The sequence below is a fragment of the Microbacterium sp. G2-16M genome (assembly GCF_055809115.1).
This window is the reverse complement of the sequence record NZ_CM147897.1, coordinates 689,850-712,523: the sequence shown is the minus strand read 5'-3', so window position 1 is coordinate 712,523 and position 22,674 is coordinate 689,850. Positions and strand designations below refer to the sequence as shown.

The following is a 22,674-nucleotide window of genomic DNA, read 5'->3' as shown; positions in this document are numbered from 1 at the left end:
TTCAGCAGGGAGTCCGGGTGTGGTTCTACGCTAGTCGCACGGATCACAGCGATCCCCGGCCGAATGGACGTCACTCGTACGCCGGTCGCGAACGACGGGACTCGGAAGGTCATCTGTGGCGCTGTTCGACGAGGACGTGACGATCACCCCCCGGCCCCGCCGCACGCGGCCCCGCGGCGCCGCGATCGGCATCTGGTCCCTGACCGTGGCCCTGGTCGTGCTGCTGGTGCTGACGTTCCTGCCGACCGCATACGTCATCCAGCGGCCCGGCCCGGTGTTCAACACGCTCGGCACCTCGGCCGCCGCGAACGGCGAGAAGGTGCCGCTGATCGCCGTGGACGGTGCGAAGACCTATCCGACCAGCGGGACGCTCGACCTGCTGACGGTGGAGACGGTCGGCAATCGTGAGCGGACGCCCTCCTGGATCGAGCTGGCGGCGGCGTGGCTCGATCCCTCCCGGGCGGTGCTCCCGCTGGACGCGGTGTTCCCCGCCGGTCAGTCCTCGACTGAGCGCGAGCAGCAGTCGACCGAGATGATGGTGGACTCGCAGAAGGAGGCCACGGCCGCCGCGCTCACCCATCTCGGCTACAAGGTGACGCCCAAGCTCACGGTCTACTCGGTGATCGACGGCGCTCCGGCCGAGGGCACTCTGCGCACGGGGGACGTCATCACGGCGGCGGACGGTACCGCGGTCACCGACGTGGACACGCTGCGCGCGGTGATCGACAAGGCTGCCGGCAGGGCGGTCCTGCTGTCGATCGAACGGGACGGGCGGCGCGAGCAGGTGTCGGTCACGCCGACCCAGCAGACCACCGACGGGAAGACCTCGTGGATCATCGGCGTGACCCTGGTCACCGACTTCGACTTCCCGATCGATGTCACCATCCAGCTGAACAACGTGGGCGGTCCGTCGGCCGGGATGATGTTCTCGCTGGGCATCATCGACACCCTCACGCCGGGGTATCTGAACGGCGGGAAGGATGTCGCCGGCACGGGCACGATCGACGCGGACGGCGACGTGGGTCCCATCGGCGGCATCCGGCAGAAGCTCTACGGGGCCAAGGATGCCGGGGCGCGGTACTTCCTGGCGCCCGCGTCCAACTGCGACGAGGTCGCCGGTCACGTCCCGTCGGGGCTGCGCGTGTTCTCCGTGAAGACGCTGGAGGACTCTCTCGCCGTCCTGGACGCGCTCGATCACGGCGGAGATCTCGGCGCGCTGCCCACCTGCGCCGCGAAGTGACGGCGTTCGGGTCCCGGGATGCGGCTGTCCGGGGCACTCGGCTCACGCATACCCGGTCCCGCCTAGGATGATCGGGTGACCACCAACGAAGCCCCTGCACCGGCCACGCCCCACCGTTCGCGGCGCGTCATCGCCATCTCGCTCGTCATCATCGCAGCCCTGGTGGTGGCGTTCTTCATCTTCGCGAACCTCTACACCGACTGGCTCTGGTACGAGCAGCTCGGCTTCTCCGGCGTGCTGACGACGCAGTGGCTGGCCCGCGTGGCGATGTTCGCGATCGGGTTCCTGGGGATGGCGGTGCCCGTCTGGCTGTGCATCCAGCTGGCGTACCGCCTGCGCCCGGTGTACGCGCGACTGAGCGCGCAGCTGGACCGCTACCAGGAGGTGGTCGAGCCGCTGCGGCGCCTCGCCATGTGGGGGATCCCGATCTTCTTCGGGTTCTTCGCCGGATTCGCGGCATCCACCCAGTGGGAGACCACCGCGCTGTGGCTGAACGGGGTGTCCACCTCGGTCACCGACCCGCAGTTCCACCTGGACACCGGGTTCTACATGTTCGCGCTGCCGTTCTACAGCACGCTGCTCGGGTTCACCTCGGCCGTGCTGCTAATCTGCCTGCTCGTCTCGGCCGTCGTGGCGTACCTGTACGGCTCGGTCCGGATCGCGCAGCGGGAGCTGCGGATCTCGAAGTCCGCGCGCATCCAGTTCGCCGTGCTGGCCGGCATCTACCTCCTGGTGCAGGCGGCCAGCCTGTGGCTGGACCGGTACAAGACCATGGTGTCCGAGAACGGCCTGATCACCGGGCCGGGCTACACCGAGGTCAACGCCGTCATCCCCGGGCAGGTGATCCTGGCGATCGTGGCCGCGATCGTGGCCGTGCTGTTCTTCGTGACCGCGATCATCGGGCACTGGCGCTACCCGCTGATCGCGACCGCGCTGCTGATCGTCTCGGCGATCGTGGTCGGCATGGCCTACCCGTGGGTCGTCAACGTGGTCAGCGTCAAGCCGAACCAGCTCACGCTGGAGAAGACGTACTACCAGCGCAACATCGACGCCACCAAGACCGCGTACGGCATCGACGACATGGAGACGACGAACTTCGCCGCCAAGACCGATGCCACCAAGGGACAGCTGCGCGCGGATGCCGACACCACCGCACAGATCCGGATCATGGACCCGGCGATCATCGGGCCCACCGTCCAGCAGCTCGAGCAGTACCGGTCCTACTACCAGTTCAACAACCCGCTGGACGTGGACCGCTACGACCTGGACGGCACCTCGCAGGACTCCGTGATGTCGGTGCGCGAACTGAACCTGAACGCCCTGGGCGCGAACGCGACATGGCAGAACACCACCCAGATCTACACCCATGGCTACGGCCTCGTGGTGGCCAAGGGCAATGCGCGCACCAGCGACGGCAAGCCGGTGTTCCTGGAGCGCGGCATCCCCTCGACCGGATTCCTCACCGACGAGAACTACCAGCCCCGGGTCTACTTCGGCGAGCACTCGCCGCAGTACTCGATCGTGGGCGCGGCCAAGGGCACCGACCCGATGGAGCTGGACTACCTCGCCGGCAGTGACGAGGGATCGAACGAGGTCAAGACCACGTTCTCCGGAGACGGCGGGCCGAACATCGGCACCTGGTTCAACCGGCTGGTGTACGCCCTGAAGTTCCAATCGGAGCAGATCCTGTTCTCGGACAGCATCAACCCCGAATCGCAGATCCTGTACGACCGGGATCCGCTGACCCGGGTGCACAAGGCGGCCCCCTACCTGACGTTGGACGGCGACCCGTACCCGACCGTGGTGGACGGCCACATCGTGTGGGTGGTGGACGGCTACACCACCAGCGCCGACTACCCGTACTCGCACACGACGAGCCTGTCCAAGGCGATCACCGATTCGTCGACCTCGACGCCGACGATCGCCATGGATGACATCAACTACATCCGCAACTCGGTGAAGGCCACGGTCGACGCCTACGACGGGCACGTGACCCTCTACGCGTGGGATGCCGAAGACCCGGTGCTGAAGACCTGGGAGAAGGTCTATCCGACCACGGTCAAGCCGGTCTCGCAGATGAGCGCCGATCTGATGAGCCACGTGCGCTACCCGACCGATCTCTTCAAGGTGCAGCGCTCGGTGCTGGGCACGTACCACGTGAACGACGCGCAGTCGTTCTACCGCAGCGACAACAAGTGGGTCACCCCGCCGGACCCGCAGGACAAGGAGCAGCTGCAGCCGCCGTACTACCTGTCGATGAAGATGCCCGGCCAGGACAGCGCCGAGTATTCGATGTTCACCAGCTTCATCCCCGAATCGAATGCGGAGAGCTCGTCGCGGAATGTGCTGATGGGGTATCTCGCCGTCGATTCGAACGCCGGTGACAAGGCGGGCGTGAAGGACGCCGACTACGGCAAGCTGCGGATGCTGGAGATCAGCGCCGACACTCCCGTGCCCGGTCCCGGCCAGGTGCAGAACAACTTCGATGCGCAGCCGGCCGTCTCCTCGTTCATCAACCTGCTCAAGCAGGGGCAGTCCCAGGTGCTCCCGGGCAACCTGCTGACGCTGCCCGTCGGGGGCGGTCTGCTCTACGTCCAGCCGGTGTTCGTCCAGTCCTCCGGACAGACGAAGCTGCCCACGCTGCAGAAGGTGCTGGTCGCCTTCGGCGACAAGGTCGCCTTCGAGAACACCCTCGGCGAGGCGCTGGACACCCTGTTCGGCGGCGACTCGGGCGCCAACACCGGCGACAGCAATGTGACGCCGTCGCCCAACCCGAGTCCGTCCGAGACGGGGGGCGGCTCGACCGGTGGCGGAGGCGGTACCGGCACGGACACCTCGGTCGCGTTCCAGGCCGCACTGCACGAGGCGCAGCAGGCGATGATGGACCGCGACGCCGCGATGAAGGCCGGCGACTGGACGGCGTACGGCGTGGCGGATGCACGCCTCACGGACGCTCTGAACACGCTGCTGCAGCTGTCCGGAGACAAGTAGCCGACGCTCGCCGACGGGCGCTGTCGGATTCGATCCCGGCCCGCGGGCATGCTAAGCTGATGACGTGCCGCGGGGTGGAGCAGTTCGGTAGCTCGCTGGGCTCATAACCCAGAGGTCGTAGGTTCAAATCCTGCCCCCGCAACAGATGACGAAGGCCCTCGCGAAAGCGAGGGCCTTCGTCGTGTGCGCGCCGCCAGGGAGCGTGCACGCTCGCGGCGTCACCAGGGGACGCGCGTCCCATCCCACGACCAGAGCGCGCCCGTGGGTCCGTCGTCGGGCAGCAGCGCGAGACGGACCGCGCCGGCAGCGGCTTCGTCCGGGTCACCGCCGCCGACGGCGCCGGCGACGAGGTTGGTGCGGCGCCGGCCCGGAGCCAGCGCGTTGACCTTGGCGCTCGCGCCGAGGGTCTGCGCCGTCAGGAGCGTGACGGCGTTGACCGCCGTCTTCGAGCTCCGGTAGGCCAGGCCGCCGCCCTGGACCCGCTCCCAGTCGAACTGCGGATTCGGTCCGCTGTTCCAGGCGAGCGACCCGGTGCCGCTGGACACGTTGACGATGCGGGGGTGCCTCGATCGCTGCAACGCGGGGAGGAACGCCTGCGTGACGGCGACGAGCCCGAAGACGTTGGTCTCGTAGGCGGCGCGCAGCTGGGCGACGGAGGTGCCGATGATGTCCTCGCCGCCGGGGTTGATCCCGGCGTTGTTCACGAGGATGTCCAGGTCGCCGACCTGCTCCGCGGCTGCCGCGATCGATGCCGGGTCCGTCACCTCCAGCGGCACGACGCGTACGGACGCGCCGAGTTCGGCTGCCGCAGCGCGCCCCCTGCCGGGGTCGCGGGCGCCGATCCACACGGTCACGCCCCGGTCCGCGAGCTGGCGGGCCACGGCGAATCCGATGCCGCTGCTGCCTCCGGTCACCAGAGCGACAGGGGCCGGCTGCGGTGTGCGGATGTCGGTGGGAAGACGGTCGATGATGTCCATGGGTATCTCCAACTCCAACGATGTGGTTGGAGTCTAGCGCGGCGCACGTCCATTTCCAACCCTTGAGTTGGTATTCTGGCGAGGTGGCCTGGGACACCGAAGGGACGCGCCGTCGACTCCGCGACGCGGCGCTGATCGAGTTCGCCGCACGCGGGTTCGACGGCACCACGGTCGGCTCCATCGCCGCGCGGGCCGGGGTGAACAAAGAGCGGCTCTACAGCTACTTCGGCGACAAGCGGGCGCTCTGGGAGCTCGTGCTGTCCACCGAGCTGGAGCGGCTCGCCGCAGCGGTGGGTCTGACCGGCGTCGGTCTGGACGACATCGGCGCGTTCGCGGGCGCCACCTTCGACTACCACGCTGTCCACCCCGAGCTCGGGCGCCTCCTGCAATGGGAAGGGCTGCAGGGCGGCCCGGCCGCCGATCTGGACGCGCGCAGCACGCACTACCGCGAGAAGGTGGAGCGCTTCGCCCGTGCGCAGCGGGACGGCCTGCTCGATCCCGCATTGGACCCTGGCCACCTCGTGTTCGCCCTGATCGCGCTGGCCGCCTGGTGGCAGACGGTGCCGCAGCTCGCCGAGATGATCACCGGGGCCGGACCGGACGACGAACGGGAGCGGGCCGGGCGTCGTCGCTTCGTGGTCGAGGCCGCGCGACGACTCGCGACGCCCTCGACCCGTCAGCGCTGATACGTCGACTGCCAGCGCACGAGCGGTCGCACCCCCCACACGGTCGCCTGCGTCATGGCGCGGACCTCGCCCACCACGAGCAGGTGGGTGGCGGCTCGGTGCACGGCGGTCACCTGCAGGTCGAAGCAGGCCAGCGCGTCGGCGATGAGGATCGGCGCGCCCGGTTCACGGCGCACGTGCGGCACGTGGTCGAGCAGGCCGACCAAGGGGGTGCCCGGCTCGCCCAGCCAGTCGGCGATGCGGCGCTGATCGTCGCGGAGCAGGCTGACGCCGAACCGGCCCGACGACACGATCGCATCGGCGATGCGCGACAGCTCATACAGGCTCACGAGCATCGTCGGCGGGTCGTACGACACCGACAGCAGATCGGTCACCGTCGCCGCATGGTCCCACCGGCCCTGGACGGCGCTGACGACCGCCACTCCCTTCGCCACGAGCGTCGAGGCGGCCTTGTAGGCGTCCTGGTCGTGCGCGGTCGGGGGCGCGGCCAGGATCCGCTCGCCGCGCGCGCCGCCCGCGGGCGCTGCACTCATCGACGCTTCCCGGTCATCGCATCCTCCCGCGGCCAGAACCTGTTCCCTCAGCGTAGGCCCGGGCACGGGCGGGTTGCCGACCGGCGCACAGCCGGTGAGGATGGAGACATGCCCGAATCCCCGGATGCCGCCCTCGCCCTGGCCGTGGCGCAGTTCGCCCCCACAGCGGACGGCGTCGGCAACCTCGCCGAGATCAGCCGGCTGACCGCGGTGGCCGTGGGCCGCGGGGCGGGCGTCGTGGTCTTCCCCGAGTACTCGAGCGCCTTCATCGATCCATTCGACGAGACCATCGCCGACCTCGCGCAGGACGTGGACGGCCCGTTCACCGCAGCCCTGGCCACCCTCGCTCGGCAGCACGGCGTGCATCTGGTCGCCGGGCTCCTGGAACGCGCCGCCGACGCCGGTCGGGTGCACAACACCGTCGTCGCGGTGGGGGCGGACGGGGTCGTGGCCCGGTATCGCAAGCTCCACCTGTACGACGCGTTCGGGCAGCGCGAATCGGACTTCGTCCAGCCGGGTCCGATGGGCGATCCCGAGACGTTCGAGGTCGACGGGCTGCGGTTCGGTCTGCAGACCTGCTACGACCTCCGGTTCCCGGAGATGACCCGGACGCTGGCCGACGCCGGCGTGCACGCGGTGCTCGTGCCCGCCCAGTGGGTGCGCGGCCCGCTGAAGGAGCAGCATTGGCGCACGCTCCTGCAGGCGCGCGCCATCGAGAACACCGTCTACGTCGCCGGCGCCGACCACCCGCCGCCGCTGGGCGTCGGCCACTCGATGATCGTGGACCCGCAGGGGGTGACGCTGGCGGCGGTCGGGACGACGACGGATGTCGCGGTCGCCCATCTCGAGTCCGCGGCGATCGACCGCGTCCGGCGCGTGAACCCGTCGCTGCGGCTCCGTCGCTTCCGCGTGACGCCGGTGGACTGACGCCGGTCAGGACAGCCGGTGCAGACCGGCGACGGCCGCCTCGATGACCTCCACGCGCTTGCACGCGGCGAACCGGACGAGCGTCGCATACTGCGCGCGGTGCGCCGCCGTGACGAAAGCGGTCAGCGGAATCGCCACGACGCCGGCCCGTTCCGGCAGCGAGCGGCAGAACATGCCGGCATCCGTCGCGCCCAGCGGCGCCGCGTCCGCGACCGTGAAGTACGAGCCGGCCGGCACGGACACCGTGAACCCGGCGGCGCGCAGCCCCTCGCCGAGCAGATCGCGCTTGTGCTGGAGGTCGTCGGCGATGCCGGTGAAGAACGCATCGGGCAGCCGCAGCCCGGCCGCGATCGCCGGCTGGAACGGGCTGCCGTTGACGTAGGTGAGGAACTGCTTGACCGCCAGCACCGCATCCACGAGCGCGGCCGGTCCGGTGATCCAGCCGATCTTCCACCCGGTGGTCGAGAACGTTTTTCCGCCGGACGAGATCGACAGGGTCCGCTCCCAGGCACCGGGCAGGGCGGCGATCGGCGCGTGCGGCCCGTCGAACCGGAGATGCTCGTACACCTCGTCGGTGACGATGACGGCGTCGTGGCGCTCCGCCAGACGTACGACCTCGTCGCGGACCTCTGCGGACAGCACGGTCCCGGTCGGGTTGTGCGGGTCGTTCATCAGGATGACCCGTGTGCGATCGGTCACGGCGGCGCGCAGCTCGTCCAGGTCCGGCTGGAAATCGGGCCAGCGCAGCGGCACGGTCACCAGCCGAGCGCCCGCGAGGGCGACGCAGGCGGCATACGAGTCGTAATAGGGCTCCAGGACCAGGACCTCGTCGTCGGGACCGTCCACCAGAGCCAGCAGTGCGGCGGCGATCGCCTCGGTGGCGCCTGCGGTGACCAGCACGTCCCGCTCCGGATCCGGGGTGAGGCCGTAGAAGCGCTGCTGGTGTTCGCTGATCGCGTCGCGCAGTTCGCGGATGCCGCGCCCGGGCGGATACTGGTTGGCACCGTTCGCGATCGCCTCGCGGGCCGTGGCCAGCACGATCTCAGGTCCGTCCTCGTCGGGGAAGCCCTGGCCGAGGTTCACCGCGCCGGTACGGGCGGCCAGTGCGCTCATCTCGGCGAAGATCGTCGGGGCGCTGCGACCGTCGGCGCCGAGCAGGCCGGCGCCGGCGGCGACGCGGCGCCAGGCTCCGGTCACAGGCTCTTGCACGATTCCCACGCTACTCGCATAGAGTCGTCCCATTCTCGGCATACGGAACGCACAGAAACAGTCGCCATGCTTTCACTGTCAGCCAAAAGGAGCACTCCATGAGCGAGAACCAGGACAACCGTCCCGAGGACATCCCCGCGGCCCCCGCCGTGCCGTCGGCCGGGCCCGGCGCCGCCCCCATCAACCCGACCGCAGGCGGGTCGATTCCGCCGCAGCCGCCCGCACCCGCCGCACCGGCCGCCCCCGCCTCGGCGCCGACCGACACGGGCGCCACTCAGCCCTACCCGGGCCAGGCGTTCGGCTTCCCCGCGCCGCAGGCCCAGACCGCACCGGCACGCCCCGACGGCGACAAGAAGAAGGTCACCGGGGGCCGGATCGCCGGCCTGCTGGTCGCCGCCGCGCTGGTCGGCGGCGCCGCCGGCCTGGGCGGATCCTGGGCCGGGGCCAACCTGTGGGCGCCGGTCGATTCCTCCTCGACCGCCGGCCCCTCGGTGGTGACGGTGAACAACCCGGACAGCGTGAACGCCACCACCGGGATCGCCGCCAAGGTCGTCCCCAGCGTCGTGACCATCAACGTGAGCTCCGGAAACAACGGCGGCACCGGCTCGGGCGTGGTGCTGAGCAAGGACGGCTACGTCCTGACCAACACGCACGTGGTCACCCTCGATGGCGCGAGCGGCGACGCGGCGATCTCGGTCACGACCTCTGACGGCCACATCTACACGGCGAAGATCGTCGGCACCGATCCTGTGTACGACCTCGCCGTGATCAAGCTGACCGGCGCCAGCGACCTCACCCCGGTGACCTGGGGCGACTCGGGCAAGCTCAACGTCGGCGACCAGACGGTGGCCATCGGCGCCCCGCTCGGCCTGTCCAACACCGTGACCACGGGCATCGTGAGTGCGCTGAACCGGTCGATCGAGATCGCCTCCTCCGCCGCGCCGAAGGGCGGCTCGGGTGATGGCGGGAACGGGGGAGACAACGGCGGCAGCCCGTTCTTCTTCGACTTCGGCCAGGGCCAGCAGCAGCAGTCTCAGGCGAGCGAGTCGATCAAGATCGCGGTGATCCAGACCGACGCCCCGATCAACCCGGGCAACTCGGGGGGTGCGCTGGTGGATGGCGAGGGCAAGCTCGTCGGCATCAACGTGGCGATCGCCTCGACCGGCTCGACATCCTCGTCCAGCCAGAGCGGCTCGATCGGCGTCGGCTTCTCCATCCCGTCCGACATCGCGCACCGCGTCGCGGACGAGATCATCAAGGACGGCAGCGCCAGCCACGGCCTGCTCGGCGCGAGCGTCCGTGACGCCTCCGCCGTCCAGGGCGCCACCATCACCGGTGCGTACATCGTCGACGTCACCTCCGGGGGCGGCGCCGAGAAGGCGGGCCTGCGTGCCGGCGATGTCGTCACCGCGTTCAACGAGGTGCCCGTGGGCAGCGCCGTCGACCTCACCGCACAGGTGCGGGCGGCGGCCGCCGGCAGCAAGGCGACGGTCACCTACGTCCGCGACGGGCGCACCGCGACCGCCGACGTCACGCTCGGTTCGCTGAAGTAGCGTCAGGGACGCACCGATCAGGAACGGACGCCACCCCGCGATAGGCTCGCGGGGTGGCGTCCTTCTCGTTCGGTGCGGGCAACGCGGCCAAGCTCCTCCGGCTGCCGCTGTACGCGGCGGGGCGACTGGCCACCCTCCTGATCCCGCGCTCGGCGGGCGACTGGGTGTTCGGGTGCGGCGCCGGCATCGGCGACGGCGCACTGGCGGTGTGGCAGCAGACGGTCGCCCACGGCGATCGGACCGTGTGGCTGGTCGGGTCCACGCGGGAGCAGCGGGATGCCGCGGCCCACGGCATCCCCACACTGCCCAAGCACTCCCTGCGCGGGTTCTGGCGCACCGCACGCGCACGCGTCGTCGTGGTCACGCACGGGTTCGGCGACGTCAACCGGTATGCGATCGGCGGGGCGTTCATCGTGCAGCTGTGGCACGGCATCCCGCTCAAGCGCATCGGCATCGACTCGCCCGAGACGGTGCGTGTGCCGGCTGCGCTGGAGCGGATGCCGGGAGCACGGCTGCTGCGTCGCCTGGTGGGCGTCATGTACCGCCGGACCACCCGGCGGATCGGCCTGATCCCGGCGGCATCCCACCTGGTCCGCGGGCGCCTCGAATCGGCGTTCTCGCTGCCGGACGAGTGCGTGCCGGTGACCGGTGAGCCGCGCGTGGACGTGCTCAGCGCCGGAACCCCGGACCGGCGCCGCGCGCGCGCGACAGCGGCGGTCGAGGCGGCGGCGGGGCCGATCGGCGCGGCGCGGCTCGTGCTGTACGCACCCACCTGGCGCGACGGCGCCGAGGACCCGGCGATCCCCGCGCCGTCCCAGTGGCGTCTTCTGGAGCGGATGCTGATCGAACGGGATGCCGTCCTGCTGATCCGCTCGCACCCGCTGGGCGCCGGGCGCTACCGGCCGCCGGGCGACGTCGAGCGGGTGCGCGCCGTCGGCAGCGATCTGGTCAGCGACATCACCCCGCTGCTTCCCGCGATGGACGCGCTGATCACCGACTACTCGTCCCTCGCGTTCGACGCGTCACTCGTTCCGCTGCCGGTGGTCTTCCTCGCCCCGGACCTGGCCGCATATACGGCCGGGAGGGGGATGTACGGCACCTACTCGGACGTGGCCGGGGCTGACTGGGCGTCGACCTGGGAACAGGCCATCGCCGAGGTGGACGCGGTCCTGGGCGACGCGGACGTGCGCGCGGAGCGGACCGCCCGGTCGGCGGCGCTCAGCTCTCGGGTGCACGCCTTCACCGACGGCGGGAGTGCCGCCCGTGTGCACCGGGCCGTCCACGCCCGGCTGGCCGCCGCAGCGCGCGGACGACGCCCGGTGCGATCGGAAGGACGACGATGACCGAGGCGCGGTTCGAAGCGCAGCCCGCCCCTGTGCTGATCCTGACCGGCAGCGGTGCGCGTCCCGCGCGGGTGGGGCTGAGTGGCCCCCGCGCCGGCGTGGACGGCCGGCTCACCGGACGGGGGCGCACCTGGAAGGCGGTCGTGCCCCTCGAAGCGTCACGCTGGGGCGGTCCGGTGCTGCCCCTCCCGTCCGGGGACTACACGCTGCAGATCGAGGCATCCGATCCCTCCGTCGGTGCCGTCGCGCTCCCCGGACCGGTCGCCGAGACGGCGCTGGGCGGACTGCACGCGCGGCTGGACGGCGAGGTCGTCCGGATCACGCCGCCGCTGGACCCGGCGTACGGGTCGTGGGAGGGGCAGGCCGCCCTGGAGCGCCGCTACGCGAACCGGCCGAGCGACCGGCTGGAGAACGCCGTCTTCTTCGAGAGCTTCTACGGCCGCAACGTCGCAGACAACCCGCTCGCGATCGATCGCGAACTCGCCCGGCGCGCACCGGCGGTGACGCGGTACTGGAGCGTGGCGGACCTGTCGGTGCCGGTGCCGGACGGCGCGATCCCCATCGTGGAGGGCAGCCCGCAGTGGTGGCGCGCGCGCGGATCGGCCCGGCTGCTCGTGGTCAACGACTGGCTCCGGCGGCGATTCGAGCGTCGCCGCGGCCAGCGGGTGCTGCAGACCTGGCACGGCACGCCGTTGAAGCGTCTCGCGCTGCACCGCCGGGGGTTCGACCTGCGTCGCGCACTGGCGGTGGTGCGCGAGGCGCGTCGCTGGGACGTGCTGCTCGCGCAGAACCCGTACGCGGGCCGGATCCTGCGCGCGGCGTACGCGTTCGGCCGGCGTCCGGTGTGGGTCGAGGGCTATCCGCGCAACGATGTGCTCGTGGGCGGTGACGGCGCTGCGGTGCGTGCGATGCTCGGCATCGGGGTGACAGAGAAGGTCCTGCTGTATGCACCGACGTGGCGCGACGACCGCACGCACATCGTCGACTTCCTGGACCTGGAGGCGCTGGCGCGGGAGACGGGAGCCGTGGTCCTGGTGCGCGGGCATTCGCGGACGCTGATCCCGGGCACCGACGCCGGCGGCACCCGTGTGATCGACGTGACCTCGTTCGGCGACACCGCGCAGCTGATGCTGGCCGCCGACGCGCTGATCACCGACTATTCCTCGGTGATGTTCGACTTCTCCGTGACCGGCCGCCCGATCTTCTTCCATGTGCCCGACATCGCGCACTACCGGGGACGGCTGCGCGGCTTCTACTTCGACCTCGCCGCGCACGCCCCGGGGCCGCTCGTGCGCACCCAGCAGGAGCTGGCGGACGCGATCACCGCGCACGACTCCTCGCGCTACGCGGAACGGTACGCGCAGTGGCGGGCGCGGTTCAACGCGCGCGATGACGGGCACGCCGCCGAGCGTGTCGTCGCACGCATCCTCGACCGGGGCTACATCACCCGCTGATCGCCGCCCGGTTCAGGGCAGGGGAGTGTTGCGCGAGCCGAGCCGGGACGTGTCCACCGTCCCATGGGCTCCGGCCAGCAGCCCGGCCAGGAATCCCGTCCCCCAGGACAGGTGCATGGTGGGCAGGACCGCCAGCGTCCACAGCTTGTCGCGCCATCCGCGTCCGCCTCCGGATCCGGCGGCGACCGCGACGAGCAGGACGGCGTATGCGATGACCGGAAGGTAGACGACGGATGCCGCCAGCCCGACCCACGCCGAGAGGATGCCGGTGGCCTGCAGCACACCGGTGAGCACGGCGAGGGCGATCACGACCACGAGCGCCGGCGGCGCGAAGAACCGCACCGCGTTGCGACGGCCGTATCGCCGCACGAGCTCGCCGCGCCAGGCGCCGGTCGCGCGGAACTGACGCGCGAGCCGCAGCCAGCTCTCCCGCGGCCAGTAGGTGACCGCCAACGTCGGGTCGAACCAGACGCGGTATCCGGCGCGGCGGATCCGCAGGTTCAGCTCCCAGTCCTCGCCGCGCCGGATCGACTCGTCGAAGAGCCCGACCTCGTCCAGCACGGCGCGGCGCATCACCCCGAGGTAGGCCGATTCCGCCTCGCCGGCGTGGGTGCCGCCGTGGTAGGCGGCGCCGCCGAGGCCGATGGGGGAGTTGTATGCCCGGGCGACGGCCCGCTGGAACGGGGTGCGCCCGTCGGCGCGCATCACCCCGCCCACGTTCGCCGCGCGCGTGCGGGCGAGGGTCTCCAGAGCGCGGTGCGCATACCCGGTCGAGAGCTCGGAATGCGCGTCGACCCGCACGATGGTCGGGTGTCGGCTCGCCCGGATGGCGAGGTTCAGCCCCTTCGGGATGTCGGCGCCGGGGTTGCCGACGAGCACGATCCGCTCGTCATCGGCCGCGAGCGCACGTGCGACGTCGTCGGTCCCGTCGGTGGAGGGACCGAGGGCGAGGACGATCTCGCTGGGGCCGTCGATCTGCTGGGCCAGGACGGTGCGCACCGCCCGCTCCAGGTAGTCGACCTCGTTCAGCACCGGCATGATGAACGAGACGCCGGAGCCGGCAGCCGGAACCGGGGCGTCCCGATGTTCTGCCGCGTCCTCCTGCACCAATCGATCATGCCACGTCCCCGGTCACGGCCGCGCCATGGCCTCGGCCAGCTCGTCCGCGAACGCGTCGGTGGCGGGCGTGGGCACCCCGTGATGGGCGTATACCCACTCCGGCAGCCGGCCGGAGGAGAACATCGCGAGCAGCGTCCGCGCCATCCGGTGGTCGGGCGCGACCCGCAACGCGGACTCGGCGTGGTGGGCCGCGGCCGAGGCCGATCCGAGCGCCCAGTGCAGCCAGGAGAGCATGCACAGGAGGTCGGGCCGCTGATCCGGTGTCAGGTGCACGGCGATCCGTCCCAGGAGGACGATCGCCCGGCGCACCCGCTTCACTCTCGGTTCGCGCCTGCTCTCCCCGGTGAACAGTCCGCCGAGGTCCCCGAGCGCGGTTCCGCGGGCGTGGGGCATCTCGGCGGCGACGAGTTCGTCCATCGACTTCCCTGTGCGCCGCATCAGGGCGTGGAGCCGGTCGCTGTCGGCGCGGTGCCGGCGGCCGGCCCTGCGTCCGAACGCGATCTGGACCGTCATCTCGTCGCGACGGGCGGCGGTGACGCTGAGCACCGCCAGTCGGGCCAGGTCCGGGAGCGGGACGTCCTCCGGCTCACGGGCGAGCACCCGCTCGATCAGCGCGATCGCATCCAGCGGGGCCGCCGGCCGGTATCCGCCGAAGGCGTCCCGCTCCCGGCCGCCGAACTCGAGGTCGTCGACGGCCTCCGGCAGCGCTTCGGCCAGCCACGGGTCGGCGGGCGGAAGCTGGGCAGCCTGCCCCTGCGCGGGCAGCTCGCGGCCCCCGCGTACCCGGGCGGCCTGCTCGGCGAGCGGGCTGCGGTCGATCTCAGCAGGCGGATGGCCGTCGAACGCGGGATCCTGCTCGTACCAGCTCGCCCAGCCGTCGGCCGCAACGCAGAACGCGTCCTTCACCGTGAAGCCCGCATCCTCGCACCGCCGCTCCAGCGCCGAGATCAGGCCCTCCCACCGCGCGAAGGCGACCGGGAACGTCTGGTCGGCGTACACCGCGAACACGACACCGTCGCACCCGGAGAGCCGACTGAGCGCCGCCAGCGCCAGCGCCGAGATCTTGTCGTGCCGCCGTCGGTCCTCGTCGGGCGGCAGGTCGACCCGCATCACGCCCATGGTGCGCTTGCCGTGGAACGGCACGATGAGGATGCTGTCGTTCACCGTGAACCCGGTCAGTGTGGGCAGGGTCGCGAGGAAGTCGGCGCCGGTGGTCGAGCTGAGGATCTTCGGTGCGTCGGTCATGCAGACCATCGTGGAGCGCTGCGGCCCGGCACCGCCGGGTGTCCGCCGAATCTGTGGACAACGACCGCCCTACCGGCCCCTGGGGAGGAACCGGTGCCGGTTCGCTGTGCCGGTTCGCCGGGGTGTCAGTTCTCCGCGTCGTCCGCGTCGGCGTCGGCATCCGCCGCGGGTTCGTCCGACGGGCCGTCCTGACCGGTCTCGGTGCCGAGCGCGATGGTGATCGAGCTGCCGGCGACACCGGGGGAGATGGCGAACGGGTCGACGGGCAGATCGTCGAGCTGCTCGGATTCAGAGCGCGGCCGCAGCGGCTCGGACGGCAGACCCGCCCAGTCGAACGGCTCCTGGGGGCGCGGAGCGAAAAGTCCCATGACGCCATTGTGCCGCGCCCCGGCGTCCCACCGGGTCGGTCACGCCCGGAAATGCCAGAAGAGTTCGTCGCCCCCGCCCGCCTGGAACCAGGTGAGGGTGACGAGTGTCCGGTCCAGATCGTGCTCGCACAGGCACAACTCGGCCGACTCACCGGGCAGCATCTGCCCCCAGTGGGTCATCCCGGGCGCACAGCGGCCGCCGGTGATCAGCACACGCACGAAATCCAGCGGCTCCGCGCTGACGTTGGTCACCACCGGGTGGGTGTCGTACAGCCGGTCCACCATCCAGGGGACCGGACGGGAGGCGAGGGCCGGATGATCGATGAGATGCAGCATGCCGCCGACGATAGGTGCCGGCACGGACGCTCGGGCCGGAACTGTGGACGACGATGGCGGGCGGGCCGCTGGGGAGGAAGGGCGCAGCCGTCCCCCGGCGATCCGGCCGTCAGGGGATGGAACCCGCGGACTGGTCGTCGTCGTCGTCGGCGACCTCGGCACCTGGTCCGTCCGTCCCGCTCGGCGGTCGACGGATGACCGCCCGACTCACCCGCTTGCCGGCGGTGGTGGTCGCGCCGACGACGCTCCCGGTCGCCCCGGCCACGGCGGTGCCCGCACGCCGCAGCCCCCGCCCCACGGCGTGCTCCACCCGCGTGGCGCCGGGCCGCGGTTCGAGCTCGGCCGGCAGCACGGCCGGCGGGACGCCGAACGCACGACGCGAGCCGATCATCACGCGCCGACCGAGGATGCTGTTGCCGATGCCGCCCACGGCGGCGCCGACGCCGAACGGCAGAGCCTTGCCGACCCACGATGCTCCGCCGGCGACGGCGAACCGATGGATGAACGTGGTCTTCAGCCGATCCACGAGCGGCCCGACCGCGGCCCGCGGCAGGGATTTCGTGATCAGGTCTCCCCAGTACGCGCCGCGGTCGGGGCCGCGACCGGTCGCCTGCCGGGCGAGCTGAGAGACCAGATCGACCCCCTCGGTGCCCAGCATGAGCGTCAGCACGAGCGCCCGCGCACGGTCGGGGTCCTCGACGCGGATGCCGTGCACCTCGGACAGCGACTGGGCGAACAGGGCCGTCGCCTCGACGAAGGCCGCCGTCTCGGCGCCGCTGAGGGCGAGGGTCAGCCCCGTGGTCACGCCCGGAACGACCGCGGTCGCCCCGACCGCGGCGCCCCCGGTGGCGACGGTCGCGAGATAGCGGCGCTCGAGCATCCGGACGATGTCGGCGGGTGAGGCATCCGGATGCCGCAGCCGGATGCTGCGCAGGTGCGCGAGCACCGCAGGACGCTGGATCGCCAGCACGCGGTCCAGCGCACGGATCGTGCGGGGATGCTGCGGTGACCCCTCCGGCGGTAGACCGCCCGACCACGGCGCACCGTCCGGGAGCGAATCGATGCGGTGAACCTTCTTGGCCATCACCGGCAGCCTGGATCAGACCCGGAGATCAGACGTAGAGGTTGGCCCGCTCGAGGTCCTCGGCGAAGTCCACCTCGACCGCGTACAGGTCGGAGATGTCCAGGGGCTGCAGCAGCAGCCCGTCCTCGATGATCGCCAGCTCGAGTCCGCGCTCGAAGTAGTCCTGGTCGTCGACGCGGTGCAGCTGCCGCAGGAACGCCTTCTTGTCGCGGCTGGAGATGTAGTTGATCCCCACCGCTTCGCCGATCCCGCCCTTGACGGTCTTGGACAGCTCCTTGATGAAGCCCTCGGCGGTGACCGTGTACTTCACCTCTTCGTCGCTGACCCGCGAGGTGTTCACCGTCACGAAAGACTCGTCCCGCTCGATCAGCGAGACCGCGCGGCCGAGGATGCGGGGGTCGAAGACGACGTCGCCGTTCATCCACAGCACGCCGTGGCGGCCGGTCGCCGCGAGCGCGCGCAGCAGACTCTTGGAGGTGTTGGTCTGGTCGTAGCGGTCGTTGTACACGTAGTCGGCGTCCGGGAACGCCTCGACGATCGTCTCGGCGCGGTAGCCGACCACCGTGGTGATGCGGGCTTCCCGCCCGAAGACGGCGCGGATGTTGTCGTGCTGCTGCCCCATGATGGAGCGGCCGTCGCCGAGGACGGTGAGCGATTTGGGAAGACTGCGGCCGAGCCGCGAGCCCATGCCGGCCGCGAGGATGACGGTCTGAAGAGTCAAGATCAGCTCCTGAAGTGCGTGTCTGGGATTCCGGCCGATGCCGGTACGGCACCCCTTCGTGCTCTTCACATCGTAGCGAACGCACATGAACGACCCCGGGATTCACGGCGGACGTTGTGTTTTCGTGACGAAGGACACGGCGTGTTCTCAGCATCCAACGTCCAGGTGCCGCTTGATACCTTTGACCGGTGACCGCCTCTCTGCCCCTGCCGCAGGATCCCCGGCCCGACGACGAGTCGGGTCAGGAGCCCGTGCGCCCGAGTCGAGGTCCCTCCCCGGCGAAGCCGCGGGTGAAGGCGAGTGATGCCGCCGTCCGGCTGCAGCGCGTCGAGGATTCCGACCCGCCGCGCCCGAAGCCGCCGAAGACCCCCGCTGCGGCGGCCGCGAAGGCCGGGGCGAAGGCGGGCGGCGCGGCGAAGTCGACGCCGGGAGCCAGGACCACGGCCGGCGGGAAGTCGACGCCCGGTGCGAAGTCGCGGCCCTCGAGCGGGAAGAAGTCCGGCTCCGGCGCCCACCGGAAGCCGTCGCCGAAGCCGCGCCCGTCGAGGCCGGATCTGGTCATTCCGCCCAAGCCCCCGCTGCCCGCTGCGCCCGACGCCGCGGCCGAGCGGCCGGCCGAGTCCGAGGCGGCGGAGCCCGAGGCGGTCGAGCCCGAGGCGGCGGAGCCCGAGGTCACCGAGCCCGGGGTGGCAGAGCCCGAGGCGGCGGAGCCCGAGGTCACCGCGACCACGCCGATGGCCAGCCTTGCGGCCGCCGTCGAAGAACTGACCGCCGAGGCCCCCTCGGTCCCGGCGTCGGTGCAGGAGGAGGCGGATGACGCACCGGTCGTCGTCGAGGAACCGACTGTCGAGGCGCCGGTCGACGCACGGCCGCAGGCCGAGACATCCATCCTTCCCACGGCGCTGGATGTCCGCGGCCTGACCAAGCGCTTCGGCGAGACGCTCGCGGTCGGCGGCATCGACCTGACCGTCCCGGCGGGCTCGTTCTACGGGCTGGTCGGGCCGAACGGAGCCGGCAAGACGACGACGCTCTCGATGATCGCCGGCCTGCTGCGGCCGGACGCCGGCAGGATCCGCGTGAACGGCATCGACGCCCGCGACCACCCGCGGGACGTGAAGCGGCTGATCGGCGTGCTCCCGGACCGGCTGCGCACGTTCGACCGGCTCACCGGCCGGCAGCTGCTCTACTACTGCGGCGTGCTGCGCGGACTCGACCCGTCGGTGGTGCACACGCGCACGGCGGACCTCGCCCGGGCATTCGACCTGGCCGATGCCCTGGCCCGGCCGGTCTCGGACTACTCGGCCGGCATGACCAAGAAGGTCATGCTCGCCGGCGCCATGATCCACTCCCCGCGTCTGCTCGTGCTGGACGAGCCGTTCGAGGCCGTCGACCCGGTCTCGTCCACGGTGATCCTGGACATCCTCGGGGCCTACGTCGAGCACGGCGGAACCGTCATCCTCTCCAGCCACGGGATGGACATGGTGGAACGCGTCTGCTCGCGAGTGGCCGTGATCGTCGGCGGGCAGGTGCTGGCCGAAGGCCCGGTGGACGAGGTGCGCGGCGAGCTCACCCTGGAGCAGCGGTTCGTGCAGCTGGCCGGGGGCGTCAGCGACGTGGAGGGCCTGGAGTGGCTGCACACGTTCTCGGACTGAGGCTGGCGATGCTGGTCGGTCCGCTGCGCACCGACGCCCGCCGGACCGTCCGCATCGTGCTCGGCCTCCTGCTGCTGGGAGCCGTGACGGCGGTCGGATGCTGGGGGCTGCTGTCGCTGCGCGACTCGTCGACGCAGGCCGCGACGGTCGTCACGGTGCTGGCCGGCAGCGCGCTCACGCTCGGGTTCGCCGCGGCGCCGCTGATCGGCGGGGCGACGGATCCGCTGGACCCGCGCCGCTTCACGGTGCTCGGGATGTCGGCCGGCCCGCTGGCCGCGGTACTCGGACTGGCCGGGCTCGTGAGCGTGCCGATCGCGGCGGTGACCGCGCTGGGCGTCTGCATCGTCCTGCTCTGGCAGGGCCAGGGGGTGCCCTGGCCGGTCGGGACGATCAGCGTCATCCTCAGCATCCTCATCTGCAGTCTGCTGGCACGGGTCTGCATGGCCCTGGCGGCGCTGTTCCTGCGGGAACGGCGTTCGCGCGAGCTGACCGGCCTGTTCGTGCTCGCGCTGCTGGTCGTCGTGGTCCCGGTGGGCGTGTTCCTGGCCTCACTGCAATGGGGCGGACACATCCCCGTCCAGCTCGCGCAGGCCGCAGACATCCTCGGCGACACGCCGATCGGGGCGGCCTGGGCCGTTCCCGCGCGGTGGGCGGACGACCCCCGCGGGGCGGTGCTGAGCCTCGTGGTCGCCCTCACGACGGTGCTGTGCCTGGCCGCCGGCTGGGCGGCGCTGGTCCACCGGGTGCTGCACATGGTGGAGCGCCCCGCCGTGGCGCGCGGACACGGCGGCCTCGGCTGGTTCGCGGTCACCCCCGGCACGCCGAGCGGGGCGATCGCGGCGCGGAGCCTGCTGTACTGGCTCAGCGACCGGCGGTACCTGGTCAACATCCTCATCATCCCCATCGCCGGCGTGCTCTCGATGGTCCCGCTGCTGATCGTCGGCGTGCCGCTGGGCATGGCCGTCCTGCTCCCGGTGCCGATCATGGCGCTGTTCCTCGGCTGGCTGCCGCACAACGACCTGGCGTACGACTCGACCGCCGTGTGGCTGCACATCGCCTCGGGCGTGCGGGGTCTGGCGGATCGGTGGGGACGCCTGGTCCCGGTCCTGGTGATCGGCGTGCCGCTGCTGGCGGTGACCGCACCGGTCGCCATCGCGCTGCATGAGCGGTGGTCGACGCTCCCGGTCATGATCGGCGTCTGCACCAGCCTGTTCCTCGGCGGCCTCGGACTGTCCAGCGTCGCCTCGGCCGTCGCCCCGTACCCGGTCACCCGGCCCGGCGACAGCCCGTTCCGCCAGCCTGAGCGGTCCACCGCGAGCGGGGCGATCGCGCAGGGGGTGGTGCTGGCGGGGGCGCTGGTGGTCTCGGCCCCGGCCGTGTGGTGGGGATGGCGGGCCGTGTCCGGCGGCGACCCGCAGGACGCCGAGTACGCCTTCTGGTCGGGCATCGGCGCCGGCGTCGCCGTGCTGCTGCTGGGCCTGGTCGGCGGTGCGGTGGCGTACTCGCGCCGGGGGTCGCGCCTGCTCGAGGCGGCCGAGGCCGGCTGAGCCGTGCCGGCGTGGTCCGCCGCGCAGATCCGCGTCGGCCGCGCCGCGCCGCCGGCACGCGATTAGACTGGGCCACCATGAGCACCCCGATCGATCACCCCGATGCCGGGGGCGTGACGACCCTCGATCGCGAGCTGGAGCAGCTCCTGAACGAGGAGAACGTCGAGCCGGGCGACCATGAGCGCTTCTCGCACTATGTGAAGAAGGAGAAGATCCTCGAGTCGGCGATCACCGGCAAGCCGGTCCGGGCCCTGTGCGGGAAGAAGTGGACTCCGGGTCGTGACCCGGAGAAGTTCCCGGTGTGCCCGACCTGCAAGGAGATCTACGAGTCGCTGATGAGCTGACGCTCACGCGACGTCGACGAAGACGGTCGGGATCGCCGGGTCGGCGCGGCTGAGCGCGAGCGCGCGGATCGGCAGCTCCTCGCGCACGCGTGCGTGGTGCGCGCGGGCCGCCTCGACACCGGCTGCCCCCTGGGCGGCCGCGTCCAGGTCGCCGTGATCGGCCAGGGTCGTCTGCAGGGCGCGGGCGTCGGGCTGGTCCTCCGCCTCGCCCAGCTCCTCGAAGCCGTCCGCGACCCGGACCAGCTCCTCCACGGCGGTGCCGGCATCCAGCCGCCGGTAGGCCGCCTTGCGCCCGCCCTTGGAGGTCTTGTCCGTGGACGCCTTCGCGACCGCGACCCACGACCCGTCCGCGGCCTGACGGGCGACCAGCTTGTACACCATGCCGGCGGTCGGCGTCCCCGAGCCGGTCACCAGCGAGGTGCCCACCCCGTAGGAGTCGACCGGCGCGGCGGCCAGCGTCGAGATGGCGTACTCGTCGAGGTCGCTGGTCACCGTGATCCGGGTGCCGGTGGCGCCGAGCTCGTCCAGCTGGGCCCGCACCTCGGCGGCGACGATCGGCAGGTCGCCCGAGTCGATGCGCACCCCGCCCAGACCGGTGCCGGCAACCCGCACCGCCGTCTGCACCCCGGCGCGGATGTCGTAGGTGTCCACCAGCAGCGTGGTGCCCACCCCGAGCGCCTCGACCTGGGAGCGGAACGCGTTCTCCTCGCTGTCGTGCAGCAGCGTGAACGAGTGGGCGGCGGTTCCCATGGTCGGGATGCCCCAGACCCGGCCGGCCTCGAGGTTGCTGGTCGCGTCGAACCCCGCGATGTAGGCGGCCCGCGCGGCGGCGACGGCGGAATGCTCGCCGGTCCGGCGGGAGCCCATCTCGGCCAGCGGACGGTCACCGGCGGCGATCGACATCCGCGCCGCGGCCGTGGCCACCGCCGAGTCGTAGTTCAGCACGCTGAGGGCGATCGTCTCCAGCACCACCGCCTCGGCGAACGAGCCCTCGATGGTGAGCACCGGCGAGCCGGGGAAGTACAGCTCGCCCTCGCGGTAGCCGGTGATCGAGCCGGTGAATCGGTAGCCCTCGAGATACGCGACGGTCGCGGCATCCACGACCCTCTCGTCCCGCAGATACCGCAGCTCGTCCTCGCCGAAGCGGAAATCGCGGATGAGCTGGAGGAGCCGGCCCGTTCCGGCGACCACGCCGAACCGGCGTCCGCCGGCCAGCCGTCGGCTGAACAGCTCGAACACGCAGTGGCGCGCGGCGGTGCCGTCCCGCAGCGCCGCATCGAGCATGGTCAGCTCGTACCGATCGGTGAAAAGGGCCGTGGCGCGCGCGCTCATGCCGGTCAGCCTA

General features: G+C 71.5%; 20 protein-coding genes and 1 tRNA gene. 11 read left to right on the top strand and 10 right to left on the bottom strand.

The window, feature by feature from the left end:
• Positions 1 to 115 precede the first annotated feature (115 nt).
• The 3 genes from AC0L6F_RS03530 to AC0L6F_RS03520 all read left to right on the top strand — a co-directional run bounded on the left by AC0L6F_RS03530 (position 116) and on the right by AC0L6F_RS03520 (position 4,373).
• The gene (locus AC0L6F_RS03530) at positions 116 to 1,240 is read left to right on the top strand and encodes a YlbL family protein (protein WP_473539180.1); all 1,125 of its coding nucleotides are present in this window, start codon (positions 116 to 118) and stop codon (positions 1,238 to 1,240) included.
• A gap of 75 nt (positions 1,241 to 1,315) precedes the next feature.
• Positions 1,316 to 4,231 carry a UPF0182 family membrane protein gene (locus AC0L6F_RS03525; protein ID WP_473539179.1) on the top strand — a complete coding sequence of 972 codons (2,916 nt, stop codon included), beginning with the start codon at positions 1,316 to 1,318 and terminating at the stop codon, positions 4,229 to 4,231.
• A 68-nt stretch (positions 4,232 to 4,299) separates the two neighbouring features.
• Positions 4,300 to 4,373 (top strand) — tRNA-Met (locus AC0L6F_RS03520).
• Positions 4,374 to 4,449: 76 nt separating this feature from the next.
• Here AC0L6F_RS03520 and AC0L6F_RS03515 read toward each other — a convergent pair.
• A complete protein-coding gene (locus AC0L6F_RS03515) occupies positions 4,450 to 5,208 on the bottom strand; it encodes an SDR family NAD(P)-dependent oxidoreductase (protein ID WP_473539178.1) in 759 nt (252 codons plus the stop codon).
• Positions 5,209 to 5,291: 83 nt separating this feature from the next.
• On the opposite strand from AC0L6F_RS03515, the gene AC0L6F_RS03510 reads away from it, so the two are divergent.
• Positions 5,292 to 5,894: a TetR/AcrR family transcriptional regulator gene (locus AC0L6F_RS03510; protein WP_259612109.1), complete on the top strand. Its 603-nt coding sequence runs from the start codon at positions 5,292 to 5,294 to the stop codon at positions 5,892 to 5,894.
• On the opposite strand, the gene AC0L6F_RS03505 is transcribed toward AC0L6F_RS03510, so the two are convergent.
• Positions 5,885 to 6,427: a flavin reductase family protein gene (locus tag AC0L6F_RS03505; protein ID WP_473539177.1), complete on the bottom strand. Its 543-nt coding sequence runs from the start codon at positions 6,425 to 6,427 to the stop codon at positions 5,885 to 5,887. The genes AC0L6F_RS03510 and AC0L6F_RS03505 overlap by 10 nt on opposite strands.
• A 108-nt stretch (positions 6,428 to 6,535) precedes the next feature.
• Between AC0L6F_RS03505 and AC0L6F_RS03500 the strand changes: the two genes are divergently transcribed.
• Complete coding sequence (locus AC0L6F_RS03500) at positions 6,536 to 7,354, top strand: carbon-nitrogen hydrolase family protein (protein WP_274638111.1); 819 nt, start codon at positions 6,536 to 6,538, stop codon at positions 7,352 to 7,354.
• 6 nt (positions 7,355 to 7,360) lie between these two features.
• On the opposite strand, the gene AC0L6F_RS03495 is transcribed toward AC0L6F_RS03500, so the two are convergent.
• On the bottom strand, positions 7,361 to 8,596 hold the full coding sequence (locus tag AC0L6F_RS03495) for an aminotransferase class I/II-fold pyridoxal phosphate-dependent enzyme (RefSeq protein ID WP_473539175.1): 1,236 nt from the start codon (positions 8,594 to 8,596) through the stop codon (positions 7,361 to 7,363).
• Between the two features lie 65 nt (positions 8,597 to 8,661).
• Here AC0L6F_RS03495 and AC0L6F_RS03490 point away from each other — a divergent pair, with 65 nt between their 5' ends.
• From AC0L6F_RS03490 to AC0L6F_RS03480, 3 genes are read left to right on the top strand one after another with little or no spacing between them, the layout of a single operon-like run.
• Positions 8,662 to 10,116 carry a S1C family serine protease gene (locus tag AC0L6F_RS03490; protein WP_274638113.1) on the top strand — a complete coding sequence of 485 codons (1,455 nt, stop codon included), beginning with the start codon at positions 8,662 to 8,664 and terminating at the stop codon, positions 10,114 to 10,116.
• Between the two features lie 53 nt (positions 10,117 to 10,169).
• Positions 10,170 to 11,459, top strand: a complete 1,290-nt coding sequence (locus tag AC0L6F_RS03485; protein WP_473539173.1) for a CDP-glycerol glycerophosphotransferase family protein — start codon at positions 10,170 to 10,172, stop codon at positions 11,457 to 11,459.
• Positions 11,456 to 12,913 (top strand): CDP-glycerol glycerophosphotransferase family protein, encoded by a 1,458-nt coding sequence (locus AC0L6F_RS03480; RefSeq protein WP_473539172.1) that lies wholly within the window; start codon positions 11,456 to 11,458, stop codon positions 12,911 to 12,913. The genes AC0L6F_RS03485 and AC0L6F_RS03480 overlap by 4 nt, the downstream gene beginning before the upstream one ends.
• 12 nt (positions 12,914 to 12,925) lie before the next feature.
• Here the strand turns inward: AC0L6F_RS03480 and AC0L6F_RS03475 are convergent, their stop codons facing one another.
• The 6 genes from AC0L6F_RS03475 to AC0L6F_RS03450 form a co-directional block, all read right to left on the bottom strand.
• Positions 12,926 to 13,951: a glycosyltransferase family 2 protein gene (locus AC0L6F_RS03475; protein WP_259613144.1), complete on the bottom strand. Its 1,026-nt coding sequence runs from the start codon at positions 13,949 to 13,951 to the stop codon at positions 12,926 to 12,928.
• 93 nt (positions 13,952 to 14,044) lie between these two features.
• Positions 14,045 to 15,277, bottom strand: a complete 1,233-nt coding sequence (locus AC0L6F_RS03470; protein ID WP_473539171.1) for a DUF4192 family protein — start codon at positions 15,275 to 15,277, stop codon at positions 14,045 to 14,047.
• A gap of 125 nt (positions 15,278 to 15,402) precedes the next feature.
• Complete coding sequence (locus tag AC0L6F_RS03465; RefSeq protein WP_259612103.1) at positions 15,403 to 15,645, bottom strand: hypothetical protein; 243 nt, start codon at positions 15,643 to 15,645, stop codon at positions 15,403 to 15,405.
• A gap of 39 nt (positions 15,646 to 15,684) precedes the next feature.
• Positions 15,685 to 15,981: a hypothetical protein gene (locus AC0L6F_RS03460; protein WP_259612102.1), complete on the bottom strand. Its 297-nt coding sequence runs from the start codon at positions 15,979 to 15,981 to the stop codon at positions 15,685 to 15,687.
• Positions 15,982 to 16,090: 109 nt separating this feature from the next.
• Positions 16,091 to 17,065, bottom strand: coding sequence for a hypothetical protein (locus tag AC0L6F_RS03455; protein ID WP_473539170.1), 975 nt, complete (start codon positions 17,063 to 17,065; stop codon positions 16,091 to 16,093).
• A gap of 28 nt (positions 17,066 to 17,093) precedes the next feature.
• Positions 17,094 to 17,786, bottom strand: coding sequence for an NTP transferase domain-containing protein (locus AC0L6F_RS03450; protein WP_274638120.1), 693 nt, complete (start codon positions 17,784 to 17,786; stop codon positions 17,094 to 17,096).
• 188 nt (positions 17,787 to 17,974) lie between these two features.
• Here AC0L6F_RS03450 and AC0L6F_RS03445 point away from each other — a divergent pair, with 188 nt between their 5' ends.
• The 3 genes from AC0L6F_RS03445 to AC0L6F_RS03435 all read left to right on the top strand — a co-directional run bounded on the left by AC0L6F_RS03445 (position 17,975) and on the right by AC0L6F_RS03435 (position 21,329).
• Positions 17,975 to 19,438, top strand: coding sequence for an ABC transporter ATP-binding protein (locus AC0L6F_RS03445; protein ID WP_473539169.1), 1,464 nt, complete (start codon positions 17,975 to 17,977; stop codon positions 19,436 to 19,438).
• Entirely contained in the window at positions 19,414 to 20,985 is a 1,572-nt protein-coding gene (locus AC0L6F_RS03440) for a hypothetical protein (protein ID WP_473539168.1), read from the top strand. Before AC0L6F_RS03445 ends, AC0L6F_RS03440 begins: the two co-directional genes overlap by 25 nt.
• Before the next feature lie 77 nt (positions 20,986 to 21,062).
• Entirely contained in the window at positions 21,063 to 21,329 is a 267-nt protein-coding gene (locus AC0L6F_RS03435; protein WP_259612098.1) for a DUF3039 domain-containing protein, read from the top strand.
• Positions 21,330 to 21,332: 3 nt separating this feature from the next.
• Here the strand turns inward: AC0L6F_RS03435 and AC0L6F_RS03430 are convergent, their stop codons facing one another.
• Positions 21,333 to 22,661, bottom strand: coding sequence for a nicotinate phosphoribosyltransferase (locus tag AC0L6F_RS03430; protein ID WP_473539167.1), 1,329 nt, complete (start codon positions 22,659 to 22,661; stop codon positions 21,333 to 21,335).
• Positions 22,662 to 22,674: the final 13 nt, after the last annotated feature.